Source organism: Thalassobacillus sp. CUG 92003 (genome assembly GCF_013618635.1).
Taxonomy (GTDB): domain Bacteria; phylum Bacillota; class Bacilli; order Bacillales; family Halobacillaceae; genus CUG-92003.
The window spans coordinates 16,924-32,077 of sequence record NZ_JABLSJ010000005.1 but is presented as its reverse complement, the minus strand read 5'-3'; the positions used below and the strand labels follow the sequence as shown (position 1 = coordinate 32,077).

General features: G+C 42.9%; 16 protein-coding genes. 13 read left to right on the top strand and 3 right to left on the bottom strand.

The window, feature by feature from the left end:
- Window positions 1–8: 8 nt before the first annotated feature.
- Complete coding sequence (ylbJ, locus tag HOP45_RS08905) at window positions 9–1,220, bottom strand: sporulation integral membrane protein YlbJ (RefSeq protein ID WP_181348933.1); 1,212 nt, start codon at window positions 1,218–1,220, stop codon at window positions 9–11.
- A 253-nt stretch (window positions 1,221–1,473) separates the two neighbouring features.
- Between ylbJ and HOP45_RS08900 the strand changes: the two genes are divergently transcribed.
- Window positions 1,474–2,256 (top strand): patatin-like phospholipase family protein, encoded by a 783-nt coding sequence (locus tag HOP45_RS08900; protein WP_181348932.1) that lies wholly within the window; start codon window positions 1,474–1,476, stop codon window positions 2,254–2,256.
- Between the two features lies 1 nt (window position 2,257).
- Window positions 2,258–3,283 (top strand): SepM family pheromone-processing serine protease, encoded by a 1,026-nt coding sequence (locus tag HOP45_RS08895; protein WP_181348931.1) that lies wholly within the window; start codon window positions 2,258–2,260, stop codon window positions 3,281–3,283.
- Between the two features lie 43 nt (window positions 3,284–3,326).
- On the opposite strand, the gene HOP45_RS08890 is transcribed toward HOP45_RS08895, so the two are convergent.
- The gene (locus HOP45_RS08890; RefSeq protein WP_181348930.1) at window positions 3,327–4,544 is read right to left on the bottom strand and encodes a nucleotidyltransferase; all 1,218 of its coding nucleotides are present in this window, start codon (window positions 4,542–4,544) and stop codon (window positions 3,327–3,329) included.
- Between the two features lie 194 nt (window positions 4,545–4,738).
- Between HOP45_RS08890 and HOP45_RS08885 the strand changes: the two genes are divergently transcribed.
- The 4 genes from HOP45_RS08885 (at window position 4,739) to HOP45_RS08870 (ending at window position 7,106) form a co-directional block, all read left to right on the top strand.
- Complete coding sequence (locus tag HOP45_RS08885; RefSeq protein ID WP_181348929.1) at window positions 4,739–5,260, top strand: YceD family protein; 522 nt, start codon at window positions 4,739–4,741, stop codon at window positions 5,258–5,260.
- 51 nt (window positions 5,261–5,311) lie between these two features.
- Entirely contained in the window at window positions 5,312–5,485 is a 174-nt protein-coding gene (gene rpmF / locus HOP45_RS08880; protein ID WP_181348928.1) for a 50S ribosomal protein L32, read from the top strand.
- Window positions 5,486–5,778: 293 nt separating this feature from the next.
- Complete coding sequence (locus HOP45_RS08875; protein ID WP_181348927.1) at window positions 5,779–6,552, top strand: enoyl-CoA hydratase/isomerase family protein; 774 nt, start codon at window positions 5,779–5,781, stop codon at window positions 6,550–6,552.
- 62 nt (window positions 6,553–6,614) lie between these two features.
- Complete coding sequence (locus HOP45_RS08870) at window positions 6,615–7,106, top strand: RsfA family transcriptional regulator (RefSeq protein ID WP_181348926.1); 492 nt, start codon at window positions 6,615–6,617, stop codon at window positions 7,104–7,106.
- A 45-nt stretch (window positions 7,107–7,151) separates the two neighbouring features.
- Here HOP45_RS08870 and HOP45_RS08865 read toward each other — a convergent pair whose 3' ends face one another.
- On the bottom strand, window positions 7,152–7,625 hold the full coding sequence (locus HOP45_RS08865) for an N-acetyltransferase (RefSeq protein ID WP_181349194.1): 474 nt from the start codon (window positions 7,623–7,625) through the stop codon (window positions 7,152–7,154).
- A gap of 142 nt (window positions 7,626–7,767) precedes the next feature.
- On the opposite strand from HOP45_RS08865, the gene HOP45_RS08860 reads away from it, so the two are divergent.
- The 7 genes from HOP45_RS08860 to HOP45_RS08830 all read left to right on the top strand — a co-directional run bounded on the left by HOP45_RS08860 (window position 7,768) and on the right by HOP45_RS08830 (window position 15,075).
- Entirely contained in the window at window positions 7,768–8,652 is an 885-nt protein-coding gene (locus tag HOP45_RS08860; RefSeq protein WP_181348925.1) for a 2-dehydropantoate 2-reductase, read from the top strand.
- Window positions 8,649–9,029, top strand: a complete 381-nt coding sequence (locus HOP45_RS08855; RefSeq protein WP_181348924.1) for a DUF3397 domain-containing protein — start codon at window positions 8,649–8,651, stop codon at window positions 9,027–9,029. The genes HOP45_RS08860 and HOP45_RS08855 overlap by 4 nt, the downstream gene beginning before the upstream one ends.
- Before the next feature lie 88 nt (window positions 9,030–9,117).
- Window positions 9,118–10,737, top strand: coding sequence for a bacillithiol biosynthesis cysteine-adding enzyme BshC (bshC, locus tag HOP45_RS08850; protein ID WP_181348923.1), 1,620 nt, complete (start codon window positions 9,118–9,120; stop codon window positions 10,735–10,737).
- Window positions 10,738–11,010: 273 nt separating this feature from the next.
- Complete coding sequence (mraZ, locus tag HOP45_RS08845) at window positions 11,011–11,442, top strand: division/cell wall cluster transcriptional repressor MraZ (protein WP_181349193.1); 432 nt, start codon at window positions 11,011–11,013, stop codon at window positions 11,440–11,442.
- 17 nt (window positions 11,443–11,459) lie between these two features.
- Entirely contained in the window at window positions 11,460–12,440 is a 981-nt protein-coding gene (gene rsmH, locus HOP45_RS08840) for a 16S rRNA (cytosine(1402)-N(4))-methyltransferase RsmH (RefSeq protein WP_181348922.1), read from the top strand.
- Window positions 12,437–12,811: a cell division protein FtsL gene (gene ftsL / locus HOP45_RS08835; protein ID WP_181348921.1), complete on the top strand. Its 375-nt coding sequence runs from the start codon at window positions 12,437–12,439 to the stop codon at window positions 12,809–12,811. Before rsmH ends, ftsL begins: the two co-directional genes overlap by 4 nt.
- Window positions 12,812–12,831: 20 nt before the next feature.
- On the top strand, window positions 12,832–15,075 hold the full coding sequence (locus HOP45_RS08830) for a penicillin-binding protein (RefSeq protein ID WP_181348920.1): 2,244 nt from the start codon (window positions 12,832–12,834) through the stop codon (window positions 15,073–15,075).
- Window positions 15,076–15,154: the final 79 nt, after the last annotated feature.

Below are 15,154 nucleotides of genomic sequence, written 5' to 3'. Positions count from 1 at the left end.
ATTGGAGATTAACGGTTGGAAGGATGAATCATGCGTTTGTAACGGACCATGCATGATATAAACAGGAACGTGATAGTCATACCTGGTCCCCATGCTCCGAGGAAATCACCTAGATTAGCAAAAAACACGCTGCTGTCTTGAGATATTGCGTGAATAGCAGGGAGTGTACTAGGTTTATGCGAGCCGTATAAAGGGTGATAAAGTAAAGCAATGAGCACTGCTGCGAATGTCCCGTGTAAAATCCTTGAAATGAAGTAAGGGAAATAACTAATGTCTGAATTAGCCAGAATACTGGCGACTTGCGCTTGGATCGAAAAACCATTAAACCCTAAAACAAAAGCGACAACTACAAGTTTGACGATGAGGAGCGCCTCAGTTTCTGAAACCATCTGTGATCCTGTCGTAATTTCGAGAATACCTGAAAATAACCCGAGAAAGAGGTTCTCATTGATTGAAACATGACTAAAAGTTGTTTCAAAGCTTTTGATGATGATAAGGTAGAAGCCGCTGGATTCGAGCATACGGTTAATGACCGAAAATAGAATGATGAAACCACCTATCATGAGTAAGGTTTGTACAGATGTCGTTACCGCATCACCGAGAATTTTTCCTAAGGGACGACGATCTTCAATTCGAGAGGCATGCATATTCTTAAACGCTTCTTTTAAAATTGCTCCTTTATGGCGGATTGTTCTAACGTGAGGATCGTTATAACGGTAAAACCTCATGAGAAACGCTACGAGAAGGTTCCCCCCATAGTGAGAGGCCGCTAATAATAAGCCGAGGGATTCGTCGTGGAAGAATCCGACAGCAATAACGCCAAAAATAAATAAAGGGTTTGAGGCATTACTGAAGCAAACGAGCCGTTCAGCTTCGGTTTTTGTCAAGACGCCTTGATTACGAAGCGTCACGGTGAGCTTGGCCCCCACAGGAAACCCGCTGGCCATTCCCATGGTCCAGACAAACCCTGCAGTTCCTGGAACACGGAATAAAGGACGCATGAACGGTTCAAACAGAGTGCCTATCCATTTCACTACACCAAAACTCACCATGAGTTCAGCTGTAATGAAAAAAGGAAGTAATGACGGGAAGACGACCTTCCACCACAAATCGAGTCCATCCGTACTGGCGCTAAGTGCTACGCTAGGTTGCATGATTAAAAATACAGCGATTGATAACGCGAATGAAGACAATAATACCGTTTTGATATAGGGACTCATAACAACCTCCCCCCACTCCGTGATCCTTCCCTACTACGAATGGTTCGCGACGTTTCTTCTTATCTTTTGGCTGGTATTTGTTTTCTGTACTTCTCCATATATAAATAGTAAAATGGGGATATGTTTCAACCGACTCCAAGATAGGATCCAGTTTTACAATTTGGAGACAAGCCTTTTTAGCAATATACGCGCATAACCATTCTGTTTATGCCATAAAAATAAAGTTAACTGTCTCACGTAAGGAGAGATTGCTTTGTCACGTCCAAAAATTGGTCTTGCACTTGGATCCGGAGGGGCTAGAGGGTTCGCTCATCTAGGAGTGTTGAAAGTATTGCAAGAAAATAATATTCCCATTGATATGATAGCCGGCAGCAGTATGGGGGCTTTAGTCGGTTCGTTTTACGCTGCAGGGCAAAAAGTGGAGGACTTATACAAGTTAGCCACGACATTCAAACGGAAATACTACCTTGATTTTACGGTTCCCAAAATGGGGTTTATTCAAGGCAAACGCATTAAAGAATATATCCGTGTATTTACATTCAATAAGCATATAGAAGATTTTGATATACCGACTGCCATTATCGCAACAGATCTGTATGCCGGTGATAAAAAAGTGTTTACAACAGGTGAGGCAAGTTCAGCGATTCGGGCTAGCATTGCGATACCAGGGATTTTTGTACCTGAACGCATTGACAACCGACTGTATATCGATGGCGGGGTTATCGATCGTGTTCCTGTTTCTATTGCAAAAGATATGGGGGCCGATTTAGTGATAGCAGTGGATTGCGCTCATTTCGAAGCAGATCCGAATATTAATTCAATCTATGATGTCATTATTCAAAGTATCGATATCATGCAAGATGAATTGATCAGTTATATGGGGGTCACAGCAGATATCAAGATCCAACCGGATGTTGCTACTTACAGCTCCCGGGCTTTTACCCATATTCAAAATATTGTAGAAGCGGGTGAAAAAGCGGCAGAATCAGCAATAAATGACATTAAGAAGCAAATGGTTGATTGGAAGGGGTCCTAACATGAAGTTTAACAAACGAATCGTCATCACAGGCATCATTACCATACTCATAGCTGCTTTTTTAGGAGCCTATCAGCTTCCCTATTACATATACAAGCCAGGTAGCGCGGAAGGATTGAACCCTATCATAGAGATCCAAGATGGTTACGAGAGTGAAGGAGACATGCATTTAGTGACCATCAGGGGCGGGCAGGCTACACCAATTGGCTGGGCACTCGCTAAAATCAGACCTTATCATCAACTATATCCTATCGATCAAGTTCGACCGGAGGACGTAACAGAAGAGGAATATCATAGCGCTCAACTTCAGTTGATGGAGTCTTCCCAAGAAGCGGCTAAAGTTGTAGCGTATAAAAAAGCTAAGAAAGACATTAACATTGAATATAATGGCGTTTTTGTTATGAATGTATTAGATGGTATGCCGGCAGCTCAACATTTACAAGCAGGGGACCGAATCGTTAAAGTCGATGATCAGGAAATTTCAGAATCACAGGATTTAATCGACTATGTGTCCGATATGGAGGAAGGCCGTTCTGTAGAGCTGACCATCAGGCGAAATGACGAGAATCTAACTCGAGAAGTTGAACTGGCAGCTTTTCCGGATCAACCAGACAAAGTAGGGATCGGCATCACGCTCGTTACAGATCGTTCGGTTGAAGTCAGCCCGCAAGTTAATGTAAAAAGCGGAGAAATTGGCGGACCAAGCGCAGGTTTAATGTTCTCTTTAGAAATGTACGATCAATTAACAGAAGAAGACATTACGAAAGGGTATCACATAGCCGGTACAGGTGAGATTTCCTATGAAGGAGAAGTCGGCCGGATCGGGGGAATCGACAAAAAAGTAGTAGCGGCCCATAATACAGGCGTGGACATCTTTTTTGCTCCAAATGAAAATGGTGCGGACAATTCGAATTATCAAACGGCCAAACAAGCTGCTGAAGACTTGGATACAGATATGAAAATTGTACCGGTGGACACCTTTGATGAAGCCCTTGAGTATTTGAATAATTTAGAACCGAAGTCATGAAGTAAGGGAGCTGCATTGCGATGCAGCTCCCTTTATAGTGGATCTATGGTTTCATTCTTATTGGCGGTTGCAGTTCTTGTTTCATTGCGGAGATCCGATTCCCGTTACTAAGCACACTGTAGTAAGCCAGTGAGGCGCGTTCTTCAAGTGATAACAACGTATGGTCCAATTGTTGCAGCTGAGTAATTAAGGGAACGTCCATTTGTTTTTTCTGCTTGTTCAAGTAAGCCTGTCCGGTTTTCGACATGCCAAGCACGCGGACATAACCTATTTCATTTGAAGCTAATCTTGGTTCGATATCTCTCTTCAATGTATTGGTGAGAATATGGACGAATATACGCTGCAGGCGCGTGCGCGTATAACGTTTCGTTTTAAGGTTTTCAATGAATTCATCAAAGCTGCGAGCTGATTTGGCCATTTTCATCAAACGATATTCCAGCCCTTCTTCGACTCCGTGGACAGCTTGCAGTTCGTTAAGTGTGCTCGTCAGGATCCGATATTGAAGGAGAGCAAAATAATTCTCCCATTGATGCCAGACACCATGTTTACGATGATAATGGTAAAGGGCATGTTTCGTATTAGCAGGGAAAGAACGGGCAGCCTGCTCGGTGATGTCGCCTTGCTCGAACAGTTCGTGACGTATACTCGTAGCACTCGCAATGCTACCTGTGATTTCCTGGTCATGGTACTGGCTATTCAACCGTTGGATGGTAGCCGGTTGGATGGAAGGGGCATAATTCAGCATTTGTTTGACGTAACTGAATCCCAGTATGTTGTTGGGTTGGGATAAGTCGAGTTCCCCTGAAGTCAGTCCAATTGTTTCATACGCATGTCGAGCAGCTTCAGGAAAGGACAACCCTTCGCTCAAATAGTTCTTTAAGTTGTCATTGAAAATGTGCTTGTTTGTTTCATATGTCGTATATCCTTCCAAAAAAGGTGCGATATTACCTGATTCGCTGCCGAAACAAATGGTATCGACCCCTAGAGCATTGAGGGTAAGCACGGCCCCCTTGCTGAAGTAATCACTATGCTGCACGGCATAAGCGTAGGGTAGTTCAACGATAAGGTCAGCATGATGTTCGAGGGCCAGTTTCGTTCTGGTCCATTTATCAACGATAGCCGGTTCACCTCGTTGAAGAAATTGGCCGCTCATAACAGCAACCACTACATCAGATTTCGTTTTTTCTCGGGATTTCTCCATATGATATAGATGACCATTATGGAATGGGTTGTACTCCACGATTAATCCGCATGCTTTCATGATTATACCACCTCGTCAAAAGTCCTCTGCGTCTATACTATCATGATGAGCCAATAATTGGCATAGACAACCCATTTTGTGTTAAATTAATTTAAATATAGTGACTAATGCTAAGCAGAAAGGTGTAAAGAAAAAACATTGACAAATGCGTGATTTCCTTTTACAATATTTTTTGTTGCCATGAGGTGATACTGATGAAATTTCCTTTGCAAAGGCTCATCCAAGCTGGACAGGAGCCTTATGAATTTGAAGATGATGTGGATGTTCAGGAATTAGAAGACATGAATAATGACATCCGACGAATCGAGCCTGTGCATATTAACGGGCAAGCGACCATGCACGGTGAAGAAATCACATTTCATTATTCCATTACTGGGACGATGATTCTGCCTTGTGCGCGGACGTTAGTAGATGTTACCTACCCATTCAGTATGGATGTTGTTGATGTCTTTTCGACGTCTCCTTATTACACGGCTGAAGATGATTCAGAAGTTCATCCGGTAGACGGCGAAGTCCTTGACTTAAAGCCATATATCAAGGAGAATGTACTATTGGAGGTTCCAATTCGGGTGTTCTCAGGTGATGAGCAGGCTTACGAGCAAACTCCTGATGAAGGAGAAGGCTGGCAAGTGATGGATGAAGAACCTGAAGATGACCAAATTGATCCTCGAATGGCTAAATTGCAATCATTATTAAATGAAGAAGACAACGAATAGGAAAATCCAGATAGAGATTTTCGCTCGTAATCTAAAAAGGAGGTGTAAAACATGGCAGTACCAAAGCGCAGAACGTCGAAGAAAGTAAAGAACCAACGTCGCACCCACAAAAAGCTTCACGTCCCGAATATGGTGGAATGTCAGAATTGCGGTGAGTACGCAAAACCGCACCATGTTTGCAAATCTTGTGGACAATATAATGGAAAGCAAGTTGTTGAGCAGTAAGCATTCCAACAAGAAGTCTGATCCGTTCAGGCTTCTTTTTTTAGGTATGTGAAATCGTATAACAGGTTATACGTTGATGGTGATCTATCATATAAAGCAGTACAATTGCTGAGGAAGATCTGGAACGTCCCTTATGTGAAAGAAATGGCGTCTCATCAGAGGCATATGAGCTGGTTTGAGCTGGATTCATGACGAAACTACTCTAATATCGTAAAGATGAGTGCACCTATTAACGATGGCTTGATGAAATCGTAACTGAATCTTTAGAGACCCTATAAAAAAGGATAGATAATATGACGCAATCTCAAATAATGTTAAGTGTTCATGAACACTATGCTGTAATAAAATTGAACCGCCCTGAGAAAATGAATGCTATCTCCACCAAGATGACCCAAGACCTTCACTTGGCGATTGATGAAGCGAATATGTTAAATAATATAAAGTGTCTCATCATCACTGGTGCAGGAACCCAGGCCTTTTCTACAGGCGGAGACTTATCTGATTTGCATGGGGATTTATCAAGCGATGAAGCGTTTGGTCTTTTGTATCAAATGAAAGAAGTATTGTATAAAATTGCTTCCTTCCCGGTTCCTACTATTGCCGTCTTGAATGGCCAGGCGAGAGGAGGAGGGTGTGAGTTAGCTACAGCTTGTGATTTCCGTTTCGGTGTTCGTTCTTCTTCGTATGGGTTTGTTCAAGGTCAATTGGGCATTACGCCTGGATGGGGCGGGGGCGCCTTGTTATATGAAAAGATCGCTGCGGATGATGCATTCCTATGGTTAGCGGAGGCTGACATGTATCAGGCTGACAAAACGTTACGGATCGGGTGGCTCCATAGAATTCTGGCTTCAGAGGAGCTTCATCATATTGAAGGGTTGGCAGCCCCATTCACATCAAAATCATTGGAACAATTGAAGGTATTAAAACGCCAGTATTTACGAAAACTTTCGATTCTTCCTCTGTCAGCTCAAATGGATGAAGACGTGAGAGCTTGTGCTAATCTCTGGGAGAGTAAAGAACATAAGCAAGCAGTTGAACGATTCGTTTCATCTCGAAAAGATCACTAATTGATATTCTATCAACCTCATTGTTTGCATAAATATAGAGCAAACCATAGAGGAGGGATCTTATGGAGACGCTGAGACAAGATGCTTGGAAAGAGGATGAAGATTTATTACTTGCTGAAACTATATTGCGTCATATCAGACAAGGAAAAACCCAGCTGGAAGGGTTCAAAGAAGTAGCAGATAAGCTTTCCCGCACACCTGCAGCTTGTGGGTTCAGGTGGAACGCTACAGTACGTAAAGACTATCAGGATGCGATTGCACAGGCTAAAAAAGACCGTAAGAATAGTAACGCTTCACGAGGAGAATTAGTCGAGTCGCTTTCATCAGGGTTACATGGGGCGTTTTCACTCGATGATGCGATATTCTTATTAGAACGGATGAAAACAAGCCAGGAAGAGGAGAAAGATCTTGAAAAGATGGAGAACCATATAAAAAATCTCCAAGAAGAAAAAGCTCAACTTGAAGACCAAGTTAAACAAATGAAAGCTGCATGGGAAGAAGTCCGAAAGTTGATGACCTGGGTCGACCAACGAAAGACAACGCTTAACCGATAATAAAGAAACGTTGCTCCCTTTATGGGAAAGCAACGTTTTTGATGTTTAAGCTTCTGAATGTTGTTCATCGACGCCTTCAGGCAGCCAGATCAATGGATTTTCACCTAAATCACGGCTCATATCATACTGCGCCTTTTGAAAGCCCATTTTTTCCCAAAAACCATGGGATTTTATACGAGGATTTGTTTTAATAGGTAAATTAAATTGTTTAGCAAAATTAACGAGAGCTTCTCCATAGCCTTGATTACGAAAATCGGGCAAGACTTCAAGCTTCCATAATTCATGATAATCCTGCGGTGGTTCAAAATATTGATCGTATCTGGCTCTCACTCTATAAAGGCTCATGCGCGCGATTAAAGCGTTTCCATAGTAAATGCCAAAAAAGGGTGACTCGCTGTCATTTTCAACGATATTATTTTGCAAGTCTTCAAGCATCGATAGTTCCTGGTTGCCGTATTCTTTAAACCGCTTGAATTCCTCCAATGTTTTATAATTGACTAATAAGCGTTGGACTTTCATTGTTTCGACCACAATCCATTCCCCCTTCAGAATCTTATCTGGTTTTATTATAATATAAACATTTTCATAATGAAAACAATCGCCCTATTTTCCATTTTTTTTGCTACAATATCAGTGTAATGATTGAGGAATGAGGGATTCGATGAAAATAGGGATTATAGGTGGAGGAGCGACGGGCCTGTTAATGGCAGCGTACTTGGGCGTGTCACATGAGGTCACGGTTTTCGTACGTCGACTTGAACAGCAGGAAGACCTGATGTGCCATGGGGTAAGGCTGAACTCAGAGGAATCGGCAACTCGAGTTAAGAGCGAGCAGTTGAACAATATAAAAGCTGATCAAGATGTCATATTCGTATGTGTAAAACAACCGGACATTCCAGAAGTCATCGCTACCCTATCACGTCTACAAATGACTGCTCCCCTGGTTTTTCTTCAAAATGGGCTGGGGCATCTCAGGCAACTTACGATGATTAAAGGAGCTAGTTTAACGGGGGTAGTCAACCACGGTGCCATAAGGAAAAACAATGTTACTGTGCATCATACAGGCCAAGGCAATATTAAAATTGCTTATGAAGAAGAGAAGCAGTTTGAAATTACGTTAGTGACATCGCTTAGTAACCCAGATTTCCCTATTTATGCCTCGGGTCGGAAGGATGAGGTGTTGAAAGAGAAGTTGATTGTAAATGCGGTTATCAACCCTCTTACAGCCCTTTTTAATGTGAAAAATGGCGAGGTGATCAGTAATCCGTATATCAATAACATGGCTCGTCAGCTTTGCTTGGAGGCGTGCGCGATTTTACATATGGATGCAGACACTCAGTGGGCGTTGATTCAAAATATTGTACGGAAGACAGCAGGTAATACTTCTTCCATGCTGATGGATGTAATGCGTGCCAGACCGACTGAGATTGATGCTATTACGGGCTATCTTATTGAGCAGACAGGAAGCGGTCAATCCAATGAGTTGAACCGTTTTGTTCATCACGCTATTCACGCTCTACAAATTGAAAAGGGGGGTAAAGCATGAGTGATGTTATATCTTATTTGTATGCAGCCCTCGTTACTTTGCCGATTCCGATCATGCTGGTCATTCTATTTATTCTGCGAAAACTCTATCGTCACAAGTGGAAAGCCATCCACCAGACAGCTAACATTATGACCTTTGTATTTATTTTGGCATTCGATGCTATTTTGATCGTTCAGTTTGACCGTTCTTTTATCGGTTTCATATTCCTTGCTCTACTCTTGTTATTAGCCATCACCATCATTACGCAGTACAACAGGCATGAAGAATTGTTGTTAAGAAGAGCTCTACGAGGATTTTGGCGTTTGAACTTCCTTGTATTCGGCATGCTATATATGGTATCGGTCGTTTATGCAATTGCATCACGCATGTTGGAGTGAAACAGAATGGGTGAACATTTGGATTGTTTTCGTTACAATACATAAAGACTCATTTCACTTAACATAGAGCGGTAAAGGAGAAGTTCAGATGCGAATCGATTCCATAGATATAAAACCTGATGATCCACTGGTGAGAGATTATCAGGAACATTTTGCCACCATTGAAGAAAAATTCAACTATAACCCATTTGATCAAAATACGTATCATGCTCGACATCATGAACTCATGCAGCGTTCCTTCCAACGAGAAAAGTTAGCTGATACGTTGCTTGAATTGAATCAAAACTGGGGCGCGCCTCGTTCCACAACTGAAAACATAGAACGATTAAAGCATGAAGAAAGTACAGTGGTAATTGGCGGGCAGCAAGCCGGTTTGTTAACGGGCCCCTTGTATACCGTCCATAAAATCATTTCCATTCTTCAATTAGCAAAACGACAGGAAGAGAAATTGAACAAGCCGGTTATCCCGGTTTTTTGGATAGCCGGGGAGGATCACGATTTCGCTGAAATCAACCATGTGTTTATTCCAGAGCAAAAGCAGATGAGAAAACTGCAAACGGCTCAAAAAGTGAACGAACGGGTAGCTGTATCTGATTTGAATCTGGACCAAAATGAAACAAAGCAGTGGCTTGCTCGTATGTTCGGAACATTGAATGAAACGGAATACACAAAGGATTTATACCGCCAATTGTCACATGATATCGACCACTCAAAAGGATTTGCGGATTTTTTTGCTCGCCTTGTCTTTCGCATGTTTCATCATGAAGGCATTGTGTTGATGGATTCGCATCACCCCTCTATACGTGAGCTTGAAACGGAATATTTCTCTGAGCTGATCAGACAGTCCGATGAAATCGGTTACGGGGTCCACCGTGCTGTGCAAGCGAATCAGCAGGCGGGCTACCCTGTCTCTTTGGAATGTCGTCCTTCTGATCTTCATTTGTTCTACCATATGGAAGGGGAAAGGGTGCTTTTGAAGCAAGAAGAGGACCGTGTCAAAGGGAAACAAGATGAGGTCACGATGACGTTTGAACAAATGCTTGAAATTGCTTATCATGACCCGACAAAGCTTAGTAACAACGTGGTCACACGGCCTTTGATGCAGGAGTGTTTATTTCCGACGCTTGCATTTGTCGGAGGACCCGGAGAGATCAGTTATTGGTCCGTGTTAAAGCCTGCTTTTAACGCGATTGACCGGAAGATGCCGCCGGTTGTACTAAGACAATCATTTACGTTAATTGACCGGAAGGCCGAACGTTTATTGGATGAATACCACATCCAAATAGAGGATGCAATCGAATTTGGGGTGGGCCGTCATAAAATGAGTTGGCTTTCTTCCCAGTCATCCCCTCCAATTGAACAGATGATAAATCAGGCTAAACAAGAGATTGACCGTATTCACGAACCACTTCGTTATCAAGCACGTGAGATGGGCGATGATTTAGGTCAGGTGGCTGATAAGAACTTAGCTTACATCTATCAGGACATTGCGTATTTGCGGCAGAGGATGGAACGACGTATTGACGAACAATATGCCGCTGATATTGAAAACTTTGATTATTTGGAGCTGCTTCTCCACCCTGGAAAGGGGAGGCAAGAACGTAAGTGGAATGTGCTTCCCTGGATCAATGCTTACGGTTTAAACCTATTTTCTAACATTCAACGTCACGATCTCTCGATACCAGGGCATCATGTCATATATGTGTAACCACCCACTTTCCTCCACCTGAGATGGCTGCGAACATAACAGCACTGAATGGCATAGTTCAACAAGGTCATGTTCAACTATGTGGAGTTCGACGCCAGCGATGGGAGCCCCTCATTTTTCAGATGAGATTTAATCGTGCTAAAAGAAAAAATAAATTTTTAAATCCTGTCCTCTCGGGCAGGATTTTTTTATGGTGGAGCGAATACTTAAAAATACAGTGGTGAAAAGTGGGGGAATGTGGTAAGGTGGATTTAGAAAGTGGGGAAAGACTCTATGTTCATGGGCGAATTTCAACACAACATTGATAGCAAAGGCCGCATAATTGTCCCCTCTAAGTTCCGTGAAGGGCTGGGGGATAACTTCGTATTGACACGTGGATTAGATCAATGCTTGTTTGCCTACCCTATGAACGAATGGAAAATTTTAGAAGAAAAGTTGAAAAAACTCCCCCTCACTAAGAAAGATGCCCGTGCCTTTACTCGCTTCTTTTTCTCCGGAGCTGTTGAATGTGAAGTTGATAAGCAAGGAAGAATCAACATTCCCAGTCCCCTTCGCAAATACGCGGCATTGGATAAGGAGTGCGTTGTAATTGGCGTTTCTGGACGAATCGAGTTCTGGGCTAAGGAAGAATGGGAGACCTATTTCGAGGAATCTGAGGAATCCTTTGCTGAGATAGCGGAAAATATGCTTGATTTTGATATTTAGAAAAAGCGGGTGAGCTGATGTTTGAACATTTTAGTGTCTTGAAACAAGAAACAATTGAAGGATTGGATATTAAACCTGATGGTACATATATAGATTGCACCCTAGGTGGCGGGGGCCACGCCAGTGAGATTGTAAAGTGTTTGAGTGAGCAAGGGAGACTTATCGCTTTTGATCAGGATGAGATGGCCATTGCTGCTGCAAAAGAACGTTTGGAACCTTATCAGGACCGCATCATTTTTGTTCATGCCAATTTTCGCGAGTTAGAGGAAAAAGTAGCAGAACTGGGAATCGAGTCGGTTGATGGTATTCTTTACGATTTAGGGGTTTCCAGCCCCCAGTTGGACGTGAAGGAACGCGGTTTTAGTTATCAGCATAACGCCCCTTTAGACATGCGAATGAATCAAAAAGAGGAGCAAACAGCATGGAACGTTGTCAACGAATGGCCGTACGAACGTCTTGTGCAAATATTTTACAAATATGGTGAAGAAAAATTTTCAAAACAAATTGCCCGCAAGATTGAAAGTGCTAGAGATTCACACACCATTACTGAAACAGGGGAACTCGTTGATCTGATTAAAGAAGCTATTCCAGCTCCCGCCAGACGTAAAGGGGGCCACCCTGCTAAACGCGTGTTTCAAGCTATTCGAATCGCGGTCAACGATGAATTAAGTGCATTTAACGAGACGCTGCACCAAGCGGCACGAATTGTTGATCTAGGTGGAAGAATAGCTGTCATAACGTTTCACTCATTAGAAGACAGGCTGTGCAAACAGACATTTAAACGGTGGAGCACCACGCCGCCGTTACCTAAAAATATTCCGATGATTCCGGAAGAAAAACAGCCTCCGTTTCAATTGATGACGCGCAAACCAATTCTTCCAAACGAAGACGAATTAGCAAGTAACCGGAGAGCACGCTCTGCCAAACTTAGAATTGTTGAAAAAACCAAACCATGGTCTGAAGAATTTCAATTTACGGAAGGGTGGAAGCAAACATGAGCATAGAAAAAGTAAAAGATATTTCACAGACTAATCAGCATTCAACGCAGCAAGATGAACAGAAAGTCAAGGTCAAGGTACACAAGAAGAGGTGGATTACACCTGGTGAGAAATTACTCTATGCTGTGAGCACCTCGATCGTCATTGCAGCTTCAGTACTTATGGTCCAATTTACATCAGCTACGGACACGTTGAATCGTGATGTGCAAAAGCTCGAGCAGAAAATTGAAGCGCAACAGGCTCAGAATGAAACGTTGCAATATGAAGAAAAAGAATTATCCAACCCTGATCGTATACTGCGCATTGCCAAAGAAAATGGATTGAAAATACAAAATGCTCAGGTGAAGCAGGCCAACGCGATTGGAAATTAAATAGGATTGGTGATTTCCCTATGAAAAGTCGAAACACAAGCCGCAGCGCCATATGGCTGACCGTCATATTCGCGCTGATTTTTCTTTTTATAACTGGACGCTTTCTTTACCTGCAAACAACAGGAGAAGTGCAAGGGGTTGATCTCAACGAATGGGCTGACAAAGCTCGAACGAGTTCATATGAGATTGATGCAACGCGCGGGAAAATCTATGATAAGAATGGAATGGTTCTTGCTTATGATCGCCCCACCTATCGTATGCAGGCCATTGTCGATCCTGAATACTCCAGAGATCCTGATGAACCGAATCACGTGAAGGATATTGATCAAACTGCAGAAGAACTGGCCTCTATATTAGATACAACTGCCGGGGAACTTGAGCAGAAAATGAAATCAGGGAAAGAAAATGGTCAATTCCAAGTCGAATTCGGCTCAACGGGGAGGAATCTCTCTCAAGATGTCATGAAGGACATTAAAGCAAAAGAATTACCTGGTATCACATTTTCCCAAGAAGCCAAACGGTATTATCCCAATGGCACATTTGCTTCCCATCTATTAGGGTTTGCCCGCAACAACGGCGGAAAGATCGAAGGTGTTTCGGGGGTTGAACAACAAATGGAAAAGCATTTGAAAGAAACAAAAGGGCAAATCTCTTATCAACGTGATAAGTATGGCTCTAAACTGCTCAATCCTGAAGAAACCATTCAAAAGCCTGATGATGGAGAAAATGTCCATTTGACCATCGATCAAAAAATTCAAACATTTTTAGAGGACGCCATGACGCAAGTGAATGAGGAGTACAATCCTGAGAGCATAACAGCAGGGGTGATGAATCCTGACACGGGCGAAGTTCTAGCCATGAGCAACCGGCCCAGCTACAACCCTAACAACATAGGGGATATTGAAAACTGGTATAACAATGTTGTATCAAATACCTTTGAACCAGGATCAACGATGAAAATGTTCACCTGGGCCTCTGCCATAGAAGAAGGGGTGTATAATGGAGATGAGTTGTTTGAATCGGGAAGTTATAAGTATGACGATAACCTAAGGCCAATTTACGATCATAAACCTGAAGGCTGGGGGCAAATTGATTTTGACACTGGTTTCCAATATTCGTCTAACGTAGCTGCTATGAAACTTGTTAACGAAAAGCTTGGAACTGAGACGTTCCGTGGCTATTTGAATGATTTTAACTTTGGTAAGAAAACAGGCATCGATTTACCAAATGAAGCCTCAGGCAATATTTTGTACAACTACCTCAGTGAAAAGATGACCACATCCTTTGGTCAAGGGACGACTGTCACCCCAATTCAGCTCATGACCGCGGCGACTTCAATCGCCAACGACGGTGATATGATGAAGCCGTATGTGCTATCGAAGGTCACGTCAAGTGAGAATGGGGAAATGATTTCTGAAAATAAGCCTGAAAAGATATCGAGTCCGATATCTGAAGACACGGCCAAGAAAATGCGAGAGCTCATGGGTAAAGTCGTTACTGCGGAGGATGCCACAGGTACGATGTACAAGCTGAACGACTATGCTCTGGCTGGAAAAACAGGGACATCACAGCTTCCTGACTCTGACTCAGGCGGTTATATGTCCGGGAGAGAGAATTATAGATTTTCGTTTATGGGAATGGCACCTAAAGAAGATCCTGAGCTGCTCATGTATGTTTCGGTCAAACAACCTGAATTGGAAAATACGGAAACAGGCGCGGCGCCGGTCTCTTATATAGTGAAAACAGTTATGGAAAACAGCCTTCACTATTTGAATATCAAACCGCAAGAAGAAAAAGCCGAGCCCGATGTGTCGACTGTTACCATGCCAGATGTCACGAGCGAGGATCTCAACAGTGCAAAACAACAGCTGAACGACACGTTCGAGCATGTGACGACCATAGGTGATGGGGGCGACGTAACGGATGTCTACCCTAAGCCTGGTGAAGAAATCCTGCCCCACGACCGGGTGTTTATCGTAACCGATCAACCAACCATGCCAGATGTCAGTGGCTGGTCTAAGCGGGATATTTATAAGCTTGGCGATTTATTGGATTTGAAGGTTGAGACAATGGGGAACGGCTATGCGTTTAAGCAGAATGTCGTACCAGGAGCCAATTTAAAGAAAGAAGACTATCTGGTCGTCGAGTTCAACGAGCCGAACAGTTCACAAAGCAGTGATGAAAACCAATCCTCTCAAGGATCAGAAAACCAAAATGACGCATCAGGTCAATCAGGTGAAGCATCCGAACAATCACCTGAATGACCCGGGGTTCAAATAGACAGTGTTCTAATCATTTTTTTACCAACATATAGTGGTACAAGCCAACTCTACGCTAAAGGAG